A 22714-nucleotide genomic window follows, 5' to 3' on the forward strand; every position below is an offset into this window, starting at 1 on the left:
CTTGCGAGGCGGGCGCCGAAGGTCGGACTGCGCCGCAGGATACCGGCCCGTCCGGAAAAGGACGGTGAACTCGCCATTTTCGCACACTCGCGCCCGCGTGCGCGGCCGCTGCCAGGCGCGCCGGCCCGCGATATTGGCTGTTGTACAATGCTGCGGTTCCGACGGCGGCCAGCTGGCGCCCGCACCATGATCAAAGGAAAAAAATGCAGGACTGGTTCCGTCCCCTCGCCGTTTCCCCCTCCACCGGTCCGCTCCCCGGCCTGGCTGTCGGCCGGGTAGAACGGCTTGCGCAGTACCTGCTGCTGCTGGCGGCCTTCACCATCCCCTTCTCGACCGCGCTGGCCAACCTGTTCATCGGGCTGATGCTGATCGCATTCGTGCTGGCGCTGGTGCTGGACCGCTCGCTGGTCCGGCCGCTGGCCACGCCGGCCGCGCTGCTGGCGCTGGCGCTGCTGGCGCTGGTCGTGATCGGCGCCACCTGGTCGATCGCCCCTCCCGACGAAGTCCGCCACGGCCTGCGCAAATACACCAAGCTGCTGGTGCTGCCGGTCGCGGTCTGCCTGTGCGCGCGCGCGCCCGACCTGCCGGCGCGCGTGCTGCGCTGGTCGCTGGCCGGCTGCGCCCTCCTGGCCACGGCAATCTACCTGGTCTGGCTCGACATGATGCCGACCTCGAGCCTGGGCTGGTGGCGCGTGGGCGATCCGAGCGATCCCTACGTCTTCCGCAACCACATCACGATCGGCATCCTGCTGTCGTTCGCGGCCTGCGCCTGTTTCCTGCTCGCCACCTGGCACCGCGACACGCGTGCCCGCCTGGCCGCGGTGGCCGCCGGCATCTACCTGTGCGCGCCGATCTTGACCGGAAACGGGAGAACCGGCTATGTCGGCGTGGCCGTCGGCCTGTTCGTCGTGTTCCTGCTGCGCGCCCGCGTGACGGTAGCGCGCACTGCCGCCGTCGGCGCGGGGATCGCCCTGCTGTTCGGAGTCGTCTACATGGTCTCGCCCAACTTCAAGACCCGCACCGACCTGCTGGTGGCCGAAGTGCAGGCCAAGGACCCGACCACCCCCAACGGCCTGCGCCTCTCCTTCATGCGGGCCGGAACCAGGGCCGTCATGGAGCGTCCGCTGCTCGGCTACGGCACCGGCTCGTTCGCCGAGGTGTACGAGGATGAAGCGCGCACCACCCTGACCGCGCTGCCGGAACTGACGACCATGCGCCACCAGCCGCACAGCGAACCGCTGCTGCTGGCGGTCCAGCTCGGGCTGCCCGGCCTGTTCCTGTACGCGGCCCTGCTCGGCACCATCGGCAAGGCGGCGCTGGCGCGGCGCGCACCGGGTTACGATGCGCTGGCGCTGCTGGTGGCGGTGTACGGCATCGCCTCGCTGTTCAACAGCCTGCTGTGGAACCCGACCGAGGCCTACTGGTTCCTGCTGCTGGCCGGCGCCCTGTATGCGCATTGCAGACAAGGCCGCGACGCTGCACAATAGCCGCTCCCGCACAGCCTTGCGCGGACCGGACCTGGACGCCGGCCGCACCGATCATGACCAACACCCGGATTTCCCTCGTCATTGCCACCTATAACTGGCCCGAGGCGCTGCGCGCCTGCGTGGAAGCCTGCTTCCGCCAGACCGACGACAATTACGAAATCATCATTGCCGACGACGGCTCGGGCGAGCCGACCCGCGCCCTCGTGGCCGAACTGTGCGCCCGCTCGCCGGTGCCGATGCGCCACGTCTGGCAGCCCGACGAGGGCTTTCGCCTGGCGATGGCGCGCAACCGCGGCATCCTCGCCGCCAGCGGCGGGTACATCGTCGCGATGGACGGCGACTGCGTGCCGCAACCGGACTTCGTGGCCCGCCACCGCCGCCTGGCCGAGCCCGGCCACCTGGTCACCGGCAGCCGCATCCTGCTCAGCCAGGACTTCAGCCGGCGCGTGCTGGCCGGCGAAGTCGACCTGCACGCGCTCGGCCTGGCAGACAAGCTGCGCTACCGCAGCCAGGGCGCGCTCAACAAGGCCGTGCCGCTGCTGTTCAAGCTGCCCGACATCGGCCGCCGCCGCCGCTTCAGCTTCCGCCGCATCAAGGGCTGCAACATGGCCTTCTGGCGTTCCGACCTCGAGCGCGTGAACGGCTTCGACGAGAGTTTCCGCGGCTGGGGGCACGAGGACGCCGACATCGTCGTGCGCCTGCACCACGCCGGCGTGGTGCGCAAGGACGGCGCCTTCGCCACCGAAATCTTCCACCTGTGGCACCGCGAAGCGCAGCGCGACCAGGCGACCAGCAACAAGCAGCTGGTGCTGGAGCGGCTCGCCGACAAGACGACCCAGGCCGTCATCGGACTGAAACAGCATGCCGGCGCCACCGTCCGCTAGCCTGGCCGGACGCCGCGTGCTGCTGGCCGGCGCCAGCGGCCTGGTCGGCGGCGAACTCCTGCGCGGCCTGCTGGCCGACGACACGGTGGCGATCGTGCATGTGCTGGCGCGGCGCCCGCTGGCGCTCACGCACCCGAAGCTGCATGTCCAGGCCGTCGATTTCGCGGCCCTGCCGCCGCTGCCCGCGCTCGACGAAGCCTATCTCGCCCTCGGCACCACGATCAAGGTTGCCGGCAGCCAGGCGGCCTTCCGTGCGGTCGATTTCGACGCCGGCCTGGCGGTGGCGCGCGCCGCCTTCGACGCCGGGGCGCGCCGCCTCGGCCTGGTCAGCGCGATGGGCGCGGATGCGCAGGCGCGCGTGTTTTACAACCGGGTCAAGGGCGAACTCGAGGAGGCGGTGAAAGGGCTCGGCTTCGAGGCGCTGGTGATTGCGCGGCCCTCCCTGCTGCTGGGCGACCGCGGCGCGCTCGGGCAGCCGGCGCGCACGGGAGAACACATGGGGTCGCTGCTGGCGGGCGTGCTGCGGCCGCTGATTCCGGCGCGCTACCGGCCGATCGAGGCGCGCGATGTGGCGCGCGCCCTGCTCGCCGAGGTGCCGCGGGCGCGGGGCGTATTGGTGCTGCCCTCGGATGCGATGCAGGGCTGACTCCGCGCGTTTACCGGCAGATGGCCAGTCGCGAGGTTTCACGGGATGGTTGAACGCGTGGGCGGCGCCAGCATTGCAGGTCAGCGCAGACCCGGGTGGAGCCGCCCACCCTACGATTAATACTCGACCGCCACGTCCTTCGCCCCCAGCGTCAGTTCCAGCGCGTGCTTGAGCGCGTCGGACGGCGCCACGCGCCAGTCGTCGCCCAGCTGCAGCGTGCACTCGACGCCTTGCGGCTTGATGCGCAGGCTGACCGGCAGGCCGTCCGGGTTGCGGTAAGGCGCCAGCACTTCGGCGATTTTTGCCGGGCTGACCGTGCACTCGAGATCCATCTCGAGCTTGTGGCCGTAGTGGATGCGCGAGGCGGCGATGTCGAAGACTTTTTCGGCCGTGATGCGCAGGCCGCCGTTGAAGCGGTCTTCCGACACTTTCCCCACCACCATCAGGAATTCGTCTTCCTTGAAGATGTTCTTGTTGGCCTCGAACACTTCGTTGTAGACCGTGACCTCGACCACCCCGGTCTTGTCGTCGAGCGACACGATCAGGATCTTGCCGCGCTGGGTCATCTGGGTACGCACGCCGGTAATCACCCCGGACAGCATGCGCGGGTCGCGCGAGGGTTCCAGGTCCTTCAGCTTGGTTTTCGAGAAGCGCCGCACTTCCTGCGCGTAGGAGTCGAACATGTGGCCCGACAGGTAATAGCCGAGCGCGATCTTTTCCTCGGCCAGCTTCTGGCGGTCGGTCCAGGGCGTCGCCTTGACGTATTCGGGCGGCGCCACCAGGTCGGAATCGTCGCCGCCGAACAGGCTGACCTGGTTGGCCGCCGCTGCCGCCTGCCCTGCCGCTTCCATGGCAAAGGCGACCGATGCCAGCAGCACGGCGCGGTCGACCCCGAAGGCGTCCATGGCGCCGGCGCGGATCAGCGACTCGATCGTGCGGCGGTTGATCTGCTTGCGGTCGACCCGCTTGCAGAAGTCGAACAGGTCCTTGAACTTGCCGCCCTCGGTACGCGCGGCGATGATCGCCTCGATCGCGCCCTGTCCCGCGCCCTTGACGCCGCCCAGGCCATAGCGGATGTTGCTGACCTGCTTGCCCGTCACCGAGCGCGGCTCGCCTTCCGGCGTGAAGCGGTAGTGCGATTCGTTGACGTCCGGCGGCAGCAGCGTCAGCTTGCAGACATCGATCGCGTCCTCGACCAGGATCTTGATCTTGTCGGTGTCTTCCATCGCCAGCGACATGTTGGCTGCCATGAAGGCGGCCGTATGGTGCACCTTCAGGTAGGCCGTGTGGTAGGACAGCAGCGCATACGCCGCGGCGTGCGATTTATTGAAACCGTAGCCCGCGAACTTCTCCATCAGGTCGAAGATCTCGTCGGCCTTCTCGGTCGACAGGCCGTCCTTGGCCGCGCCCGCGCGGAAGATCTCGCGGTGCTCGGCCATCTCTTCGGCCTTCTTCTTGCCCATCGCGCGGCGCAGCATGTCGGCGCCGCCCAGCGAGTAGCCGCCGACGATCTGCGCCATCTGCATGACCTGCTCCTGGTAGACCATGATGCCGTAGGTCTCGGACAGGATGGACTCGGTGCGCGGGTCCGGATAGTCGAACTTCTCGCCGTGCTTGCGCTTGCAGAAGTCGGGAATCAGGTCCATCGGGCCCGGGCGGTACAGAGCGACCAGCGCGATGATGTCCTCGAAGCGGTCGGGGCGCGCATCCTTGAGCATGCCCTGCATGCCGCGCGACTCCAGCTGGAAGATCGCGACGGTCTTCGCGTCCGACAGCAGTTTATAGGACGGCCGGTCGTTCAGCGGCAGCGCCTCCAGGTTGAAGTCGGCGTCGGCCGGATCGAGCGCGCGGATATAGTTCACCGCGCGGTCGAGGATGGTCAGCGTGGTCAGGCCCAAAAAGTCGAATTTGACGAGGCCGACGGCCTCCACGTCGTCCTTGTCGTACTGCGAGACCACGCCGGCGTCACCACCCTGGGTGTACAGCGGGCAGAAGTCGGTGAGCTTGCCGGGAGCGATCAGGACGCCGCCGGCGTGCATGCCGATGTTGCGGGTGATGCCTTCGACCTGCTGCGCCAGCGCCAGCAGCTGCTTGACCTCTTCCTCGTTCTCCTGGCGTTCCTTGAGCAGCGGTTCTTCTTCGATGGCTTCGGCAATCGACACCGGTTTGCCCGGCTTGAACGGGATCAGCTTGGAGACGCCGTCGCAGAAGTTGTAGCCGAAGTCGAGCACGCGGCCGACGTCGCGGATCGCGCCCTTGGCCGCCATGGTACCGAAGGTGGCGATCTGCGACACCGCGTCGCGGCCGTACAGGTCCTTCACGTGCTGGATCACCAGTTCCCGCTTTTCCTGGCAGAAGTCGATATCGAAGTCGGGCATCGAGACCCGTTCCGGGTTCAGGAAACGCTCGAACAGCAGGTTGTATTTCAAGGGATCCAGGTCGGTGATCTTGAGCGCATACGCCACCAGCGAACCCGCGCCCGAACCGCGGCCAGGGCCGATCGGCACGCCGTTGGTCTTGCCCCACTGGATGAACTCGGCAACGATCAGGAAGTAGCCCGGGAACTTCATCTTGATGATGGTTTCGTTCTCGAACTGCAGGCGCGCCTCGTAGCGCGGACGCTCCGCCTCGCGCTTGGCCGGGTCCGGGAACAGCTGCAGCAGGCGCTCTTCCAGGCCCTTCTTCGTTTCGGCGACCAGGAAGTCGTCGATGGTCATGCCCGGCGGCGTCGGGAAGTCCGGCAGCTGGGGTTTACCGAGGGTGAGCACGACGTTGCAGCGCTTGGCGATCTCGACCGAATTGGCGAGCGCGCCCGGCAGGTCGGCGAACAGCGCCGCCATTTCGTCCTGCGACTTGAAGCACATCTCTTCGTTGAAGCGGCGCACGCGCTTGGCGTTGGCCAGCATCTCGCCTTCGGCGATGCAGGTGCGCGCTTCGTGGGCAATGAATTCTTCCTTGCGGATGAACTGCACCGGGTGCGTGGCCACCACCGGCAGGTTCAGGCGGCCGGCCAGCGCCACCGAATGGCGCACCGCCGCTTCCTGGTTCGCCGCGCCGGCGCGCTGGATCTCGATATAGAAGTGGCCCGGGAAGATGCGCGCCCAGCGCTCGGCCGCCTTTTCGGCGCGCGCGATGTCGCCGTTGTCGATGGCCTGGCCGACGTCGCCGAAGCAGGCGCCCGAGAGCACGATCAGCGCATTCGCCTGGGGCACGTCCGGCTCGAGCGTCGAGACGGACGTCGCCAGGGCTTCGAGCCATTCGACGCGGATTTCGGCGCGGCCCTTGTGCTGGTTGGTGAGCCAGGCGCGCGAGAGCAGGTCGCACAGCTGCAGGTAGCCGGTGCGGTTCTTCGCGAGAATGAGCAGACGCGACGGCTTGTCGCGGTTGTCGTCGTTGGTGATCCAGGCGTCGACCCCGACGATCGGCTTGATCCCCTTGCCGCGCGCCGCCTTGTAGAAGCGCACCATGCAGAACATGTTCGCCAGGTCGGTGACGGCGAGTGCCGGTTGCTTGTCCTTGGCGGCGGCGCCGACCAGGTCGTCGATGCGGACCAGCCCGTCCACGATCGAGTATTCGGAGTGGACGCGCAGGTGGGTGAAGGTCGGGGAAGTCATACCGTATTTTAACCCGGCAACCGTCCCCCGGACATCCGGCGGCGCCGCCCGGACATGCAGTTGCAACAAGACAACAGACGCGGAACTGCATGCTCGCGGCCGCGCCTGCGTACCTCATCTTATAATAGTGGCCATTTCGCGCCGGCTGCTCCGGCCCCGCATTTGCCCCATGTCCGGTTCCGACGATGACCTATTCTCGCCTTTCCAGGTGCCAGCCTTGACGACCCCGCCGCCCGCCCACGGCGCGGCCCTGCTCGACCAGTTGCTGGCGCCGGCGCAACCCGGCGCCGTCGCCGTCGTGCCGCCCGCCGCGCCCGCTGCCCCGCTCCCGCCCGCAGCCGGCGCGCGCCCGCTGCGCCGGCTCGGGGCGCCGCTGCTGTTCGCCGCCCGCGCCGTGCTGCGCCGGCCGCAAGTGCGCCAGCTGGCGCTGCGCATCCTCAAGCGCTCCCCCGGCCTGTATGCGCGCGTCTACCGCATGATGATGGCCTCCGGCGGCGCCGTTCCGGGCGCCGGGCCGGGCCCGCGCGCCGGCGAGGACCCGGAGCTGTCGCCGCGCGCGAACGCGATCCTGCGCACGCTGCGCACCCTGCAGGGCGCCGGCGCCGGCGCCGGCGCGCCGGGCCCCCGTCCGCGCCTGGCCTTCGTGTCCCCGCTGCCGCCGGAGCGCACCGGCGTGGCCACCTATGCCGTCGAGCTGCTGGCGGAACTGTCGAGCCACTTCGATATCGAACTCGTCGTGTCCCAGCCGGAGGTGGTCCTGCCGCCCGCGCTCGGCCACCTGCCGCTGCGCCAGGCCGCCTGGTTCCTCGAGCACGGCGCAGGCTACGACCAGGTGCTCTACCAGTTCGGCAACAGTCCCTTCCACAGCCACATGTTCGCGCTGCTGGCGCGGCATCCCGGCGTGGCCGTGCTGCACGACTTTTTTCTCGGCAATGTGCTGGTCCAGGCCCAGATGAGCGGCGCCGATCCGGGCGCCTGGGGCGAGGCGCTGCTGCATGCGCACGGCTACGGCGCCGTCGCGGCCGCCGCCAGGCCCTCGACCCAGGGACAGGACCACAAGCGCTGGCCCTGCAGTCTTGGGGTGCTCGAAGGCGCGACCCGCACCATCGTCCACTCGCTCCACGCGCGCCAGCTGGCCAGCGACTGGTACGGCCCGGCGGCGGCCGGCGCCATCGACGTCATCCCGCACCCGCGCACCCCGCCGGCCGCGCTCGACCGCGCCGGCGCGCGTGCCGCGCTCGGCATTCCGGCCGATTGCTTCCTGGTCTGCAGCTTCGGCTTCGTCGCGCCCAACAAGCTGACCCGGGAGCTGCTGCGGGCCTGGATCGGGTCTGCCCTGCACCGGGATCCCGCCTGCATGCTGGTGCTGGTGGGCGCGAACCACGACAGCCCCTACGGCGTCGAGGTCGAGGCCTTGATTCGCGGCGCCGGGCCGGCGGCGAACATCCGCATCGCCGGCTGGACCGAGGACGCGGTCTACCGCCAGTACCTCCAGGCTGCCGACGTCGGCGTGCAACTGCGCACGAATGCGCATGGCGAAAGTTCCGGTGCCGTGCTCGACTGCATGAACTACGGCCTGGCCACCATCGTCAACGCCAACGGCTCGATGGCCGAGTTCCCCCCAAGTGCGGTGTGGCGCCTGCCCGACGCCTTCGAGACCGGCGAGCTGGGCGCGGCACTGGAAACCCTGCGCCGCGATCCGGCACGGCGCCAGGCGCTCGGCCAGGGCGCGGTCGCGCTGCTCGACGCCCGTTTCCGTCCGGCCCGCTGCGCCGGGCTGTATCTCGACACCCTGGCGCGCGCCCGCGCCGCCACCCAGGCCCGGCACGCCGCCTGGCGCGCGGCGCTGGCGCAGCTCGATCCGGGTGACGAAGACGGCCTGCGGCGCCTGGCCGCCAGCCTGGCGCAAGCCGAAACGGGTACGCGGCGCCGGCTGCTGGTCGACCTCGACACCCGGGCCATGGCGGACCAGGCGCTCGCCGCCGAACTGCTCGGCCTGCTGGCGCAGGAGCGCCCCGGCCTGCGGATCGAACCGGTGTGGCTCGACACCAGCGGCGCGGCGCCCTGCCTGCGCCAGGCGCGCAACGCGGCCGGGCGCCTGCTGGGCCTGGGCTGGGCGCCCCAGGCCGAACCCGTGGTCGACCTCCATGCGGGCGACACCTGGTACGCGCAGGCGGCGTCGCCGGCCGTCGCCCAGGCGTTTGAAGCCGGCCTGTTCGCCGCCTGGCGCGCGCGCGGCGTGGCGCTCAAGCTGCGGGTGCGCGCTCCCCTCGCGGGCGCGGCCCTGCGCGCGGCCGCGAGCGCCGACGCGGTGGTCTGCGCCTCGGAGGCGATCGCACAACAGTTTGGGGACCGCTAGACGGCCACAGGCGGCGCCGGGCCGGCCAGGGCGATCCGGCGCGAGCCCGACGGCTTATAATAGCGGTTGACCAGAATTGAGCTACTTGGCAATCATGCAAACCACCATCCATCACGAGGCGGACGCACCCGTCGCCGCCGGCACCCAGGCGGACAGCGGACGCTACGTCAACATCGCCGCCTACAAGTTCGTCACCTTCGACAATACCGAGGAGATGCGCCCGCGTTTCCAGGCGCTGTGCGCGGATCTGAGCCTGAAAGGCACGATCCTGCTCACGCCCGAAGGCATCAATATGTTCCTGTCGGGCCTGCCAGCGGACATCGAGCGCTATCTGGACTGGCTGCGCAGCGACCCGCGCTTCGCCGACATCGAGGTCAAGTACAGCTATTCGGAAGAGCAGTCGCACAAGCGCATGCTGGTGAAGATCAAGAGCGAAATCATCACCATGCGCATGCCCTTGATCAAGCCGGAACTGGGCCGCGCGCCGTCGGTCGCCCCGGCCACGCTCAAGCGCTGGCTCGACCAGGGCCATGACGACGCCGGCAAGCCGGTCGTGATGGTCGACACGCGCAACGATTTCGAGGTCGACGTCGGCACCTTCGACAACACGGTCGACTACCGGATCGCCAAGTTCACCGAGTTCCCGGAAGTGATCGCCGCCCACAAGGACGACTTCGCCGGCAAGACCGTGGTGACCTTCTGCACCGGCGGCATCCGCTGCGAAAAGGCGGCGATCCACATGCAGAACATCGGCTACGACAACGTCTACCAGCTGGAGGGCGGCATCCTGAAGTATTTCGAGGACGTCGGCGGCGCCCATTACACGGGCGACTGCTTCGTGTTCGACTACCGCACCGCGCTCAACCCCAAGCTCGAGCCGACCGTCACCACCCAGTGCTTCGCCTGCCGCGCCGTCGTCACCCCGCGCGAGCAGCTCTCGCCGCAGTACGTGTACGGGGTGTCGTGCCCGCATTGCGCGGACCAGCCGGCAGCATGACGGCGCCCGGGAATGCCGGCGGTTTGCGATCGAAGCTGCGTGGCGGACCACGCAGCATCGCGCGCCGCGCCGCCAGGTCCCTGGCCCTGCGCACCGTGGGTTTCATCATCGCGCGCCCGCACCTGGACGCCTTCCTGCGGCGCCAGATTTTTCGTTTCCCGGGACTCGCGGGACGGGTGCGCGCGGCGCTGGCGCGCTCGCGCCGCGCCAATTGGCAGAGCCTGCCGCCGGTCATGACGGACGAGGCCGACCTCACCGACGGCGCGCGCCAGGTCCTGCGCGACCTGCAGCGCGCCGCCGCCCGTTCCTGTCAACCATAGTCTCGTTCCGATGCGCCTTATCCTTGACCTGCAAGCCTGCCAGGCATCCAGCATGCACCGCGGCATCGGCCGCTACTCGATCGCGCTGGCCCTTGCCATGGCCCGCAACAGCGCCGGGCACGACTTGCGCATCGTCCTCAACGAGGGCTTTGCCGACAGCGCGGCCGCGCTCAGGAAAGCATTCGACGGCCTGGTGCCGCAGTCGCACATCACCACCTACGCGACGCCGGCACCGGCCGCCGAAGCCGACCCGGCCAATGCCTGGCGTATCGCGGCCGGCGAGCGCATCCGCGAGCGTTACCTGGCCAGCCTGCGCCCTGACGTGGTGCACGTGGCCAGCCTGTTCGAAGGCCTGAGCGACGATTCGGTGACCTCGGTGCTGCACGGCGAAGGCGGCTTCGATACCGCCGTCACGCTCTACGACCTGATCCCCCTGCTGCGCAAGGAACGCTACCTGAGCGATCCCAACGTCGCGCGCTGGTACCACCGCAAGCTCGACAGCCTGAAGAACGCCGAACTGCTGCTGGCGATCTCGGGCAGCGCGCGCGAGGAGGCCATCGGCGTGCTCGGGCTGGACCCGCGGCGCGTGGTCAACATTTCCTCGGCGGTCGACGACATCTTCCGTCCGCGCGAACTGTCTCCCGCGGCCAGGGCGGAGCTGCTGGCGCGCTACGGCCTGCAGCGCGAGTACATCATGTACACGGGCGGGGTCGATCCGCGCAAGAACATCGAAGGCCTGATCGAAGCCTACATGCTGCTTCCCGCCGCGATGCGGCGCCGCTACCAGCTCGCCGTGGTCTGCAGCATCCACGAGGCCGACCGCACCCGCCTGACGCGCCTGGCGGCGGCCCTGAAACTGGCGCCCGACGACCTGGTGCTGACCGGCTTCGTTCCCGACGACGACCTGGTATCGCTGTATAACTGCACTTCGCTGTTCGTCTTCCCGTCCCTGCACGAGGGCTTCGGCCTGCCGGCGCTCGAAGCGATGGCCTGCGGCGCGCCGGTGATCGGCGCGGACAGCAGCAGCATTCCCGAGGTGATCGGGCGCGCGGACGCCTTGTTCGACCCGACCAGCGCCGGCGCCATCAGCAGCGCCATCGCGGCGACGCTGGGCGACCCCGCGCGCCTGGCCGACCTGCGCGCCCATGGCCTGCGCCAGGCCACGCGCTTCTCGTGGGACGCGAGCGCCAAGACCGCCATCGCGGCATTCGAGGAACTCCATCGCCAGCGCAGCGCCGCCGGCAAGAGCGCGCCGGCCGCCGCCCCGGCAGCGCGCCCGCGGCTGGCCTTCGTGTCGCCGCTGCCGCCGGAACGCTCGGGCATCGCCGCCTACAGTGCCGACCTGCTGCCGGAGCTGGCGAAGTACTACGACATCGAGATCGTGCTCGCGCCCGGCCGCGCGCAGCAGCCCTGGACCGGCGCCGACCTGCCCCAGCGCACGGTGGAATGGTTCGACGCCCACGCGCACGAATTCGACCGCATCGTCTACCAGTTCGGCAACTCGGAATTCCACACGCACATGTTCGACCTGCTCGAACGCCACCCGGGCGTGGTGGTGCTGCACGACTTTTTCCTCAGTGGGGTGCTGAGCTTCACCGAGGGCGGCCATGCGCTGCCGAACCATTACTGCCGCATGCTGTACCTGGCGCACGGCTATCCGGCGCTGGTCGACGAAAAACGCAGCGGACGCACCGGGTCGGTGATGGGCCATCCGTCCAACAAGGCCGTGCTCGACCGCGCTGTCGGCGTGATCGTCCATTCCGAACATGCGCGCGACCTGGCCAGGCACTGGTATGGCGATCGCTGCGCCGACGCCTGGCAGGTGCTGCCGCTGCTGCGCACCGTCTCCGCCGCCGCCGACCGGGCGGGCGCGCGCGCTGCGCTCGGCGTGGCCGGGGACGATTTCCTGGTCTGCTCGTTCGGCATGCTGTCGGCGACCAAGTGCAACGAGCGCCTGGTCGAGGCCTGGCTCGACAGCGCCCTGGGCCGCGACCCGCGCTGCCACCTGGTGTTCGTGGGCGAAGGCGCGAAGGACCAGTTCGAGCTCGGCCTGCGCGAGCGCATCGGCGCCCATCCGCGCATCCGCATCACCGGCTATGTCGAGGATGCGCAGTACCGCCGCTACCTGGCAGCCGCCGACGCCGCGGTCCAGTTGCGCACCGGCTCGCGCGGCGAAACCTCGGCCGGCGTGCTCGATTGCCTGGCGGCGCAGCTGCCGACCATCGTCAATGCCCATGGCTCGGCCGCCGAGGTGCCGCCGGACGCTTGCCTGCGCCTGGAAGACCGGTTCAGCCAGGCGGCGCTGCGCGCGTCGCTCGAACGGCTGCTCGGCGACGCCGCCCTGCGCGCACGGCTGGCCGAAGCGGCCGGCGCCCATATGGCGGCGCACCGGCCCGAGCCGGTCGGCGCCCTCTGCCGGGACGCGATCGAAACCCTGGTGCGCGACAGCGCCCTGACCGGCGAGCGCCGCCTGATCGGGGCGCTCGCCGCGACCGCTGCCGACGCCTCGCCATCGGACCTGATGCAGGCTGCGGCCGCGATCGCGGCGAACCGGCCGCGCGGCGGCGTGCGCCAGTTGCTGGTGGACGTCACCCCGCCCGCGAACGGGTCCGGCCATGCCGATGGCGCCCTGGTGCGCGGCCTGATCGAGCAGGCCGGCGCCGGCTGGCGCGTGGAACCGGTCCGGTACGACGGCGCGCGCTACCGCTACGCGCGCCGCTGGACGCTCGACCTGCTCGATCGCGCCGACCTGCTGATCGAGGACGCGGTTGCCGACGCCGCGGCGGGCGACGTGTTCCTGGCACTGTCCGAGGCGGGCGCGGCATCGTTCCCGCCGTCCTGGCGGGCGCGCGGCGTTGCCCTCCAGGTCATGCCCGCGCCGCCGGCCGCCGGCCTGGCGCACCAGCCCGCGGCCATCCTCGACAAGGCAGCGGCGCTGGACCGGCAAACGGCCTGAGCGCAGCCTGCGGGGCGCGTTCGCCTGGCGCCTGCCGGACGAGTTATCGCAATTGTCGATGTTATAATCGCAGGTTTTCGCGGCAGCACCGAAGGCGAATAAACCCCGTTTTTTCGTGGTGTTTTTTCGCCATGCCGACCACCATCGAGCTTTTTGAATTTCTATAAACATGAGCAACGCAACGGGACAGCGCGTCTCCTTCTGGCGCGCGGCACAGGAAAACGAAGGGCCGGCAACATGATCTCGTTTCCCATGCTCGGGACGATCTGGCGTTACCGCGGCTTTATCGCCGGCAGCGTCAAGCGTGAATTCCAGACCAAGTACCGCAACTCCCTGCTGGGCGCTGCGTGGACCATTTTCAATCCATTGGCGATGATCGTCGTCTACACGACGATCTTTTCGCAAGTCATGGGCAATCGGCTGCAGGGCAGCGATTCGACTTATGCGTACAGCATTTTCCTGTGTGCCGGCCTGCTCCCCTGGGGCCTGTTCGCCGAGATCACGGGCCGCGGCCAGTCGGTATTCCTCGAGAATGCCAATCTGATCAAGAAGCTGCAGTTTCCGCGTATCTGCCTGCCGATCATCGTGGTGCTGAATGCGCTGGTCAACTTCTCGATCATCTTCGGCTTGTTCACGGCCTTCCTCGTGATCTCCGATTCGTTCCCGGGCTGGGCCTACCTGGCGATGTTCCCGGTGCTGCTGGTGCAGATCATGTTCTCGATCGGGCTGGGGATGATGCTCGGCGTGCTCAACGTCTTCTTCCGCGACGTCGGCCAGTTCTTCACGATCCTGCTGCAGTTCTGGTTCTGGTTCACGCCGGTCGTGTACCCGGTCACGACCCTGCCGGCCGCGGTGCGCGACCTGGTGGCCCTGAATCCGATGACAGGCATCGTGGCGGCCTACCAGGGCATCATGCTGCATGGCACCGTGCCCGACTGGTATTCCCTGCTTCCGGTGACCCTGCTCGCGCTGGGCTGCTGCGTGCTCGGCATGAAATTGTTCCGCAAGCGCTCCGGCGAAATGGTGGATGAACTGTAATGGGTACGATCAGCGTCAAGAATCTCGGTAAGGCGTACAAGCAGTACGCCACGCGCTGGGGCAGGCTGGGGGAATGGGTGCTGCCCTTCCGCGGTCCGCGCCATCGCCTGAAATGGGTCCTGCAGGACATCAGCTTCCAGGTCGCGCCGGGCGAAGCGGTCGGCATCATCGGCATCAACGGCGCCGGCAAGAGCACGCTCCTGAAACTCATCACCGGCACCACCCAGCCGACCACCGGCAGCGTGACCATCACCGGCCGCGTGGCGGCGCTGCTGGAACTGGGCATGGGCTTCCATCCCGACTTCACCGGCCGCCAGAACGCCTACATGGCAGGCCAGTTGCTGGGCCTGAGCGTCGACGACATCAGCGCGCTGATGCCCGAGATCGAAGCCTTCGCCGACATCGGCGAATACATCGACCAGCCGGTGCGGGTCTATTCGTCGGGCATGCAGATGCGCCTCGCGTTCAGCGTGGCCACCGCGCGCCGCCCCGACGTGCTCATCGTCGACGAAGCCCTGTCGGTCGGCGACGCCTACTTCCAGCACAAGAGCTTCGAGCGCATCCGCGAGTTCCGCAAGCACGGCACCACCCTGCTCATCGTCAGCCACGACCGCACGGCCATGCAGTCGATCTGCGACCACGCGATCCTGCTCGACCGCGGCCGCCTGGCGCGGCAAGGCTCGCCCGAACACGTGATGGATTACTACAATGCCCTGCTGGCCGAGCGCGGCAACGAGACGGTCGAGCAGAACGTGACCGGCGAAGGACGCACCCAGACCATCTCCGGCACCGGCGAAGCGACCGTCACCAGCATCACGCTGGAAAACGAAAAGGGCGAGCCGGTCGAGATGACCAACGTCGGCACCCCGGCGACCCTGCGCATCAAGGTCAAGGCGACGGCGTCGATCCCGCGCCTGGTGCTGGGCTACATGATCAAGGACCGCCTCGGGCAGGCGATGTACGGCACCAATACGCACCACATGCAGTGCGCCCTCGACAACATCGGCGCCGGCGAAGAGGTCGAATTCTGCTTCCGCTTCCCCCTCAACCTGGGACCGGGCAGCTATTCCGTCACCACCGCCCTGACCAGCAACGAGACGCACCTGTCCGACAATTACGAGTGGCGCGACCTGGCCCTCCTGTTCATGGTCGTCAACGTTAACCGGCGTGAATTCGTGGGTTCGAGCTGGCTCGAACCCCAAGTGGACATCAAGCGATGACGAACCAGTTTTACCGTGCCTTCGAAGACCGCTATCGCGGGTCGCGCGACCTGATCAAGCAGCGGCTGTACGCCTACCGACCCTTCCTCCAGGCGCTGCATGCGCGCTACCCCGGCGCCGGCGCCCTCGATCTCGGCTGCGGGCGCGGCGAGTGGCTCGAAGTGCTGGGCGAACAGGGTTTTGCCGGACGCGGCGTCGACCTCGACGCGGGCATGCTCGCCGCCTGCGTCGAGCGCGGGCTCGACGTGGCCGAGCAGGACGCGCTGGCTGCGCTGGCGGCCCTGCCCGACGCCAGCGTGGCGGTGGTCTCGGCCTTCCACCTGGTCGAACACATCCCGTTCGACATGGTGCGCAGCCTGGTAAGCGAGGCCTTGCGGGTCCTGCTGCCGGGCGGCCTGCTGATCATGGAGACGCCCAACCCGGAAAACATGGTCGTCGGCAGCTGCGACTTCTATACCGATCCGTCGCACCTGCGCCCGATTCCGCCGAACCTGCTGGCCTTTGCGGCCGAACATGGCGGCTTCGCGCGGCATGCGATCCTGCGCCTGCAGGAAGACGCGCGGCTGCACGAAGACCTGCCGCTGAACCTGCTGTCGGTGCTGGAAGGGCCCAGCCCGGACTACAGCGTGCTGGCACAGAAAAACGCCGGCGCCGAGGTGCTGGCGGGCTTCGACGCCTTGTTCGCCGCCGATTACGGCATCACCATGAAAGCGCTGGCGCTGCGCTATGAAAGCCAGGCAGCGGCGCGCCATGCCGAAATCCACCGCGCCCTGGGCGGCCTCGCGGATCGCATTTCCGCCGACCGCGCCTCGACGGCCGCCGAACACCAGCTGGCCAGCCAGGCGAGCCAGGCCGCAGTGCAGCTCGCTACCCGGCTCGACGGCGAACTCGGCGCGGCAACCCGGGCCCTGGACGGCGCCATGGCGCGCCTCGGCCAGCTCGAGTCCGAGCTGCGCGGGGGCGTCGACGCGCGTCTCTGCCGGCTCGAGCGCGAGGCGGAGCAGCTGCAGCAATTCAAGCTCGAGCATTGGCGCGCCGACATCGAGGCGCGCCAGGCACGCTCGGAACAGCTCGTCGTCGAGCAGGCGCAGCGCATCGCCGATCTCCTGCAAAGCCGTTCCTGGCGCATCACCGCGCCGCTACGCTGGTTCGGGATCCGGGCACGCGTGTTGCGCGAGATCGCGCGCGAGGCCCAGGCCCAGGGTAACAGCGGCTCGGCGGCCGTCGCCCGGCGCGTGTCCGAATCGCTGATGCGCAGGGTAAACCTGGCCCGCAGCCTGATGGCGCCGATACCGGCGCAACCGGCGCAACCGGAACCAGCGCCGCCGGCGGCGCCGCCGGCCACCGAGATCGCGCTGGCGCCGCGCGCCGCACGCATTTATCGCGAACTGAAACAAGCACACGAGGCCAGGAAGGACCGATGCGAATAGTCATAGATCTGCAGGGCGCCCAGTCCGAGAGCCGGTTCCGCGGCATCGGCAGGTATTCGCTGGCGCTGGCCCTGGGCATTGCGCGCAACGCCGGCGAGCATGAAGTCTGGCTGGTCCTCAACGGCGCGCTCGGCGCGGCCATCGGCGACATCCGCAGCGCGTTCGCGGGCCTGGTCCCGCGAGAACGCATCCGGGTCTTCGACATCGTCACCCCATCGGCCGAGATCGACCCGGGCAACAGCGCGCGCACCCGCGCCAACGAATTGTTGCGCGAATATTTCATCGCCCAGCTCCAGCCCGACGCCGTCCTCGTCACCAGCCTGTTCGAAGGCCTGGTCGACAACAGCGTGGTGTCGCTCGGCCGCTTCATGCCCAGCGCCAACACGGCCGTCATCCTGTACGACCTGATCCCGCTGCTCAATCCGGCCGCTTACCTCGGCACGGAGGTGCAACGCCGCTATTACGCCGGCAAGATCGATTCGCTGCGGCATGCCGGCCTGCTGCTGGCCATTTCCGACTATTCGCGCCAGGAGGCACTCGACGCGCTGGAAGTCCCGGCCGACAAGGTGGTCTCGATTTCGACCGCGGTCGACGGCAGCTTCGTTCCGGCGCCGACCGACGACGCGCAACTGGCGGCGCTGCGCGCGCAATTTTCGCTGCGCGGCGAATTCCTCATGTATGCGCCCGGCGGCTGCGACAGCCGCAAGAACCTCGATGGCCTGATCAGCGCCTTCAGCCAGTTGCCGCCTGCCTTGCGGGCGCGCTACCAGCTGCTCATCGCCAGCAAGCTCAACGATTCGGAACGCCTGGTCCTCGAACAACAGGCGCAACGCTGCGGCTTGCAGCCGCACGAATTGATCCTGACCGGCTACGTCAGCGATGCAACCCTGATCGCGCTGTACCGTAGCTGCGCCCTGTTCGTGTTCCCGTCCAAGCACGAAGGCTTCGGCCTGCCCGCGCTGGAAGCGATGTCCTGCGGCGCACCGGTAATCGGCGCCAACACCACCAGCGTGCCGGAAGTGATCGGCTGGGACGAAGCCCTGTTCGATCCGCACGATCCCGCCGCGATCAGCGCCAAAATCGCCCAGGTGCTGGGCGATCCGGCCATGCTGGAACGCTTGCGCGCCCACGGCCACAAGCAGGCGCAAGCGTTCAGCTGGGACCACACCGCACGGCGCGCCGTGCACGCCCTCGAGCAGCACCACGCGCGCGCCCCGCACCTCGCGCCGATGGCGCCCGGCACCAGGCCGCGCATCGCCTTCGTCTCGCCGCTTCCTCCGGAACGGACCGGCATTGCCGATCACGCGGTCCGCGTACTGCTGACGCTGCTGCCATCCTTCGACATCGACCTCGTCACCGAGCAGGCATCGGTCGTCCTGCCGCCCGCGCTCAGCGCCCTGCCCTGCCGCAATGCAGCCTGGTTGTACGAGCACGCGGACGACTACGACCACCTCATCTACCAGTTCGGCAACAGCCCCTTCCACAGCTACATGGTGCCGCTGCTGGCGGCACACCCGGGCGTGGTCGTGCTGCACGATTTCTACCTGAGCAGCATGCTGGCCTACGAAGAGATGAACGGCACGATGCCGGGCATCTGGTCGCGCGCCCTGTTCGATTCGCATGGCTACCACGCCCTGCAGATGAGCACGACGCCGGAAGGCTGGGAGCAGGCCAAGCAGGCCTATCCGAGCAATCTCGGGATCCTGCAGAACGCCACGCACGTGATCGTGCATTCCGAATTTGCCCGGCAACTGGCACGTACATGGTATGGCCCGGAAGCGGCCCGCGACTGGAGCCAGGCTCCCTTGCCGCGTGCCCTGCCTGCCGAGCACGATCGCGCCGCCGCCCGCGCCGCGCTTGGCATCCGGCCGGACGCCTTCCTGGTGTGTAACTTCGGCTTCGTCGCGCCCACCAAGCACTGCCTCGAGTTGCTCGACGCCTGGGTCGCGGCCGGACTCCCGGCCGACACCGACTGCGAGCTCGTCTTCGTGGGGGAGAACCATGGCGCCGACTATGGCGCGCAACTCAACGAAGCGATCCGCGCCGCCGGAGCGGGCGAGCGCATCCGGATTTCGGGCTGGATCTCGAACGACGATTATTTCCGTTACCTGCAAGCCGCCGACCTCGCCGTGCAGTTGCGCACCAGTTCGCGCGGCGAAAGCTCTGCCACGGTGCTCGACTGTATGATCCACGGCGTGCCGACCATTATCAACGCGAACGGTTCGATGGCCGAATTCCCGGCCGATGCCGCCTGGATGCTGCCCGACCTGTTCAGCCAGGACGAGTTGACCCAGGCCCTGCTGGCGCTGCGCAAGGACGATCGGGTCCGGCAAGCCCTGGGACGGGCCGCGCTCGCGCTGATGGCAGTGCGCAACAGCCCCGAACGCTGCGCAGCCCAGTACGCACACGCGCTCGGCTGCGCTGCCGAGCGCCGGCAAACCGGGCGCGCGCGCCTGTATCCACGCCTGCTCGACATTCCCGGACTGGAGGTGGACGACACGATGCTGCAACAGTACGCACGCAGCATCGCGCATGCCCCGGACGCGCTGGCGCCGCGCCAGTTGCTGGTCGATGTCACGAACATTGCCCGAAACGACTTGAAAACCGGTATCGAGCGCGTCGTCCGCACCCAGCTGCTCGAACTGCTGCAGTTGCCCGACAGCGGCATGCGCATCGAGCCGGTCTACCTGTGCCACGAAGGCGGCGTCACCCGCTGCCGTTACGCGCGCCGCTACACGTTCGCATTGCTCGGCATTCCGGAGCTGGCCGAGCGCGGCGACGACCTGGTCGAAGTACGCGCCGGCGACATTTATTACAGTGCCGATTATTCGCCGCATGCGGTGATGGACGCCGCCAACGAAGGCCTGTTCGCCGACTGGCGCATGCGCGGCGCCGAAGTGCACTTCCTGCTGCACGACCTGCTGCCCATCCTGCGGCCGGAATTCTTCCCGTCGAACACGGACCTGACGCACGCGGCCTGGCTGACCTGCATTACCAGGCAGGCCGACCAGATCATCGGCATCTCGCGCGCCGTCGCCGACGAGCTGCGCGAATGGCTCGACCACACGGCGCCGATCGAACACAAGCCCCGCATCGCCGTGCTGCATCATGGCGCCGACGTCGGCGGGCCGGTGCCGCCCGCGGTCCGGGGCACCCCGCGCCTGGAACAGATCGCGGCCAGGCCGAGCTTCCTGATGGTCGGCACCATCGAGCCGCGCAAGGGACACCTGCAGGCGATCGACGCCTTCGATCGGCTCTGGGCCCAGGGGATCGACACCAACCTCGTCATCGTCGGCAACGAAGGCTGGAAGCCGCTTCCGGATGCGGAAAGGCGCACCATTCCGCGCATCGTCGAGCGCCTGCGCAGCCACCCGGAACTCGGCCGGCGCCTGCTGTGGCTGACCGGCGTCGAGGATGATGAGCTGCAGCAGATCTACCTGGCCAGCAGTTGCCTGCTGGCGCCGAGCGAGGGCGAAGGCTTCGGCCTGCCCCTGATCGAAGGCGCCCGCTATGGCCTGCCGCTGCTCGCGCGCGACATCCCGGTATTCCGCGAAGTCGCCGGCGACGGCGCCAGCTATTTCAGCGGCCTCGACGACGCATCGCTGTCGGCTGCGATCGCCGACTGGCTGGCGCGCCGTGCGGCCGGCCATGTCACGGCGTCGAGCGTCTCCTGGATTACCTGGAAGGAAAATGTCCGCCGGCTGATGGCGCTGCTCCAGCCGCAGGCAATCCCCGCGTCGCAACAGGCAGGCTGAACTTGCGGCGGGCGGGCGCAGGCCGTGCAGCCGGGCGGACTGCGCCTCGAGCAGCGCCCGCCAGACGGGCGCCGGCGTTCAAAACGGCTTGCCTGCGATGCTATAATTACTTGATAACAAGAGAACGGGGCGCGGCGCGCCATACGGCGAACGGTTCCCGGCGGCTCCCGATTTCGATTGAGTCCATTCCCGGGTCGCCGGCACCGGTCCCCCCCATCAACATCGTTACCTGTGGTTACCGGCCTGCCTGATCCGCAGGATGCCGGCCGGAAGGCGTGAATGAGTGCATTGAATCCAATTTCCGAAAAAGCCAGCCCGGCCAACCCGGCCGTTGCCGGCGCGCCCTGGCGGCGCGACCTCGGCAGGCGCCTGCTTGCCAGCGCCCGCAAGCCGGACGGCCTGGGCGGGCTGGTGCTGGCGGCGCTGCTCGCCTTCGGCTTTGCCTACTGGATGTATTCGCCCGCCTACCTGCTGGGCACGGCGGCAAGCTGGCAACAGCAGGGCGGCGACATCAGCCAGTACCTGGCCGGCTTTAACGCCTTCGTGCGCGAACCCTGGCATTGGCCTTTGTTGCGGATCGAGTCGCTCAACTATCCGGAAGGCACGATCGTCACCTTTGTCGACGCTATTCCGCTCTACGCCGTGCTGCTCAAGCTGCTCCATCATGGCCCCGGCGTGGAGTTCTGGAACCCCTACGGTATCTGGATCGGACTGTGCTATGTCCTGCAGGGCGTCGGTTGCTGGTGGATTTGCCGCGAGGCGCGCGTCCGGTCGTGGACCGCGCTCGCGGCGCTGACCCTGCTGCTCGCCGCCTTCCCGGCGCTGACCCATCGGGTGGGCCACCTGAGCCTGATGTCGCAATGGCTGCTGCTGTTCGCCTTCGCCGTCTACCTGCGCGGTACGCGCCAGAAAGCCTTGGCCGGCGCATTCTGGATCGGCCTCCTGTTCTGCGCCTTCTACATCAACATCTACATCTTCTGTATGGTGACGGTCATTTTCCTGGCCGACATCGCTCGTCATATCAAGCCGGGGCATGCCGGGCGTGCCGTGCTGACCCTCGCCGCCGTGGGCCTGGTGCTCGGCGCCAGCCTGTTCGTGACCATGCTGCCGCTCGGCGCCAGCGCCGGCTCGCGCGAATGGGGCTTCGGCTATTACTCGATGAACCTGCTGTCGCCGTTCGCCGGCGGCCGCTTGCTGGTCTGGCCGCACCCGACCGTCCATGGCGGCCAGGGAGAAGGCTTCAATTACCTCGGCATCTTCGCGCTCGCGCTGTTCGCCTATGCCCTCTACCTGCGCAAGCGGCATGCGCCGACCTTCTGGGCGCGCCACGGCTTCCTGTTGCTGGCCATTTCGCTGATGGCGCTGTACGCGCCATCGAACTCGGTGCATATCGGCGAAACGCGCCTGTTCGACTGGGCCCTGCCCGAGTGGACGGTGCCGATCACGTCGCAACTGCGCGTCTCGGGACGCTTCTTCTGGCCCGCGGGCTACGCGGTCATCGTGTTCGCCGTCATCATGGTCCAGCGCTACGGCCGGCGCGGCTGGTCCACGCTGCTGCTGTGCGCAGTGGTGCTGCTCCAGTTCTGGGACCTCAAGCCGCTGCACCTGAACACCAGGGCCATCGTTCACCAGCCCCAGCCGGTCCTGCTGGACGAAGCGAAGTGGGATGCCTTCCTCGGCAAGGAGACCACCACCCTGTATTTTTATCCCGTATTCCGCTGCGGGAAGGGTTCCGCCAACGAAACGCTGCTGCCGGCGATGCTGTATGCGTCGAAGCGCAAGCTGAACATGACGACCGGCTACTTGTCGCGCGTCGCCCGGCCGTGCGACCTGTACGGGCAGGAAATCGCCGGCGCCACCGCACCAGGCGCCGCCTTCGTCTTCGCGCGCAACGAGTTCCCCGAGCTGGCGCGCGTCCAGGCGCTGCTGGGCGGAGAGCAGGCGGCCCGGTGCGTCGAAGAAGGCGCGGTATTCCTGTGCAAACGCAGGCAGTAAGCCCTCCGCCGAA

Annotated in this window: 13 protein-coding genes; 12 read left to right on the top strand and 1 reads right to left on the bottom strand. The window is 68.4% G+C overall.

All coding sequences use genetic code 11. The features are described from left to right. Positions 1 to 203: 203 nt before the first annotated feature. From ACFPAH_RS06770 to ACFPAH_RS06780, 3 genes are read left to right on the top strand one after another with little or no spacing between them, the layout of a single operon-like run. The gene (locus ACFPAH_RS06770; RefSeq protein WP_379742543.1) at positions 204 to 1487 is read left to right on the top strand and encodes an O-antigen ligase family protein; all 1284 of its coding nucleotides are present in this window, start codon (positions 204 to 206) and stop codon (positions 1485 to 1487) included. Between the two features lie 53 nt (positions 1488 to 1540). Continuing rightward, positions 1541 to 2371 (top strand): glycosyltransferase family 2 protein, encoded by an 831-nt coding sequence (locus tag ACFPAH_RS06775; RefSeq protein WP_379742546.1) that lies wholly within the window; start codon positions 1541 to 1543, stop codon positions 2369 to 2371. Continuing rightward, positions 2349 to 3017: a nucleoside-diphosphate sugar epimerase gene (locus ACFPAH_RS06780; protein WP_379742549.1), complete on the top strand. Its 669-nt coding sequence runs from the start codon at positions 2349 to 2351 to the stop codon at positions 3015 to 3017. Before ACFPAH_RS06775 ends, ACFPAH_RS06780 begins: the two co-directional genes overlap by 23 nt. A 116-nt stretch (positions 3018 to 3133) precedes the next feature. Here ACFPAH_RS06780 and dnaE read toward each other — a convergent pair whose 3' ends face one another. Then, positions 3134 to 6631: a DNA polymerase III subunit alpha gene (gene dnaE / locus ACFPAH_RS06785; RefSeq protein ID WP_379742552.1), complete on the bottom strand. Its 3498-nt coding sequence runs from the start codon at positions 6629 to 6631 to the stop codon at positions 3134 to 3136. Between the two features lie 217 nt (positions 6632 to 6848). Between dnaE and ACFPAH_RS06790 the strand changes: the two genes are divergently transcribed. The 9 genes from ACFPAH_RS06790 (at position 6849) to ACFPAH_RS06830 (ending at position 22701) form a co-directional block, all read left to right on the top strand. Next, the gene (locus ACFPAH_RS06790) at positions 6849 to 8990 is read left to right on the top strand and encodes a glycosyltransferase family 4 protein (protein WP_379742555.1); all 2142 of its coding nucleotides are present in this window, start codon (positions 6849 to 6851) and stop codon (positions 8988 to 8990) included. Between the two features lie 94 nt (positions 8991 to 9084). Next, positions 9085 to 9987, top strand: a complete 903-nt coding sequence (locus ACFPAH_RS06795; protein ID WP_379742558.1) for a sulfurtransferase — start codon at positions 9085 to 9087, stop codon at positions 9985 to 9987. Continuing rightward, on the top strand, positions 9984 to 10307 hold the full coding sequence (locus ACFPAH_RS06800; RefSeq protein WP_379742561.1) for a hypothetical protein: 324 nt from the start codon (positions 9984 to 9986) through the stop codon (positions 10305 to 10307). Before ACFPAH_RS06795 ends, ACFPAH_RS06800 begins: the two co-directional genes overlap by 4 nt. Before the next feature lie 10 nt (positions 10308 to 10317). Then, positions 10318 to 13263 carry a glycosyltransferase gene (locus ACFPAH_RS06805; protein ID WP_379742564.1) on the top strand — a complete coding sequence of 982 codons (2946 nt, stop codon included), beginning with the start codon at positions 10318 to 10320 and terminating at the stop codon, positions 13261 to 13263. Between the two features lie 237 nt (positions 13264 to 13500). After that, positions 13501 to 14301, top strand: a complete 801-nt coding sequence (locus ACFPAH_RS06810) for an ABC transporter permease (protein WP_379742567.1) — start codon at positions 13501 to 13503, stop codon at positions 14299 to 14301. Further along, positions 14301 to 15521, top strand: a complete 1221-nt coding sequence (locus ACFPAH_RS06815) for an ABC transporter ATP-binding protein (RefSeq protein ID WP_379742570.1) — start codon at positions 14301 to 14303, stop codon at positions 15519 to 15521. Before ACFPAH_RS06810 ends, ACFPAH_RS06815 begins: the two co-directional genes overlap by 1 nt. Further along, positions 15518 to 16951 carry a class I SAM-dependent methyltransferase gene (locus ACFPAH_RS06820; RefSeq protein ID WP_379742572.1) on the top strand — a complete coding sequence of 478 codons (1434 nt, stop codon included), beginning with the start codon at positions 15518 to 15520 and terminating at the stop codon, positions 16949 to 16951. Before ACFPAH_RS06815 ends, ACFPAH_RS06820 begins: the two co-directional genes overlap by 4 nt. Then, positions 16942 to 20706 carry a glycosyltransferase gene (locus ACFPAH_RS06825; RefSeq protein ID WP_379742574.1) on the top strand — a complete coding sequence of 1255 codons (3765 nt, stop codon included), beginning with the start codon at positions 16942 to 16944 and terminating at the stop codon, positions 20704 to 20706. Before ACFPAH_RS06820 ends, ACFPAH_RS06825 begins: the two co-directional genes overlap by 10 nt. A 288-nt stretch (positions 20707 to 20994) precedes the next feature. Continuing rightward, a complete protein-coding gene (locus tag ACFPAH_RS06830) occupies positions 20995 to 22701 on the top strand; it encodes a hypothetical protein (protein WP_379742577.1) in 1707 nt (568 codons plus the stop codon). The last annotated feature ends 13 nt before the right edge of the window (positions 22702 to 22714 follow it).

Origin of the sequence: Massilia sp. GCM10023247 (assembly GCF_042653325.1) — a bacterium.
In the GTDB taxonomy this organism is placed as follows: Bacteria; Pseudomonadota; Gammaproteobacteria; order Burkholderiales; family Burkholderiaceae_D; genus Telluria.

Bases quoted from the DNA above. Each gene is read 5' to 3' on its own strand.
- ACFPAH_RS06770 (WP_379742543.1), top strand. From the start codon at position 204: ATGCAGGACTGGTTCCGTCCCCTCGCCGTTTCCCCCTCCACCGGTCCG.
- ACFPAH_RS06775 (WP_379742546.1), top strand. From the start codon at position 1,541: ATGACCAACACCCGGATTTCCCTCGTCATTGCCACCTATAACTGGCCC.
- ACFPAH_RS06780 (WP_379742549.1), top strand. From the start codon at position 2,349: ATGCCGGCGCCACCGTCCGCTAGCCTGGCCGGACGCCGCGTGCTGCTG.
- dnaE (WP_379742552.1), bottom strand. From the start codon at position 6,631: ATGACTTCCCCGACCTTCACCCACCTGCGCGTCCACTCCGAATACTCG.
- ACFPAH_RS06795 (WP_379742558.1), top strand. From the start codon at position 9,085: ATGCAAACCACCATCCATCACGAGGCGGACGCACCCGTCGCCGCCGGC.
- ACFPAH_RS06800 (WP_379742561.1), top strand. From the start codon at position 9,984: ATGACGGCGCCCGGGAATGCCGGCGGTTTGCGATCGAAGCTGCGTGGC.
- ACFPAH_RS06805 (WP_379742564.1), top strand. From the start codon at position 10,318: ATGCGCCTTATCCTTGACCTGCAAGCCTGCCAGGCATCCAGCATGCAC.
- ACFPAH_RS06810 (WP_379742567.1), top strand. From the start codon at position 13,501: ATGATCTCGTTTCCCATGCTCGGGACGATCTGGCGTTACCGCGGCTTT.
- ACFPAH_RS06815 (WP_379742570.1), top strand. From the start codon at position 14,301: ATGGGTACGATCAGCGTCAAGAATCTCGGTAAGGCGTACAAGCAGTAC.
- ACFPAH_RS06820 (WP_379742572.1), top strand. From the start codon at position 15,518: ATGACGAACCAGTTTTACCGTGCCTTCGAAGACCGCTATCGCGGGTCG.
- ACFPAH_RS06825 (WP_379742574.1), top strand. From the start codon at position 16,942: ATGCGAATAGTCATAGATCTGCAGGGCGCCCAGTCCGAGAGCCGGTTC.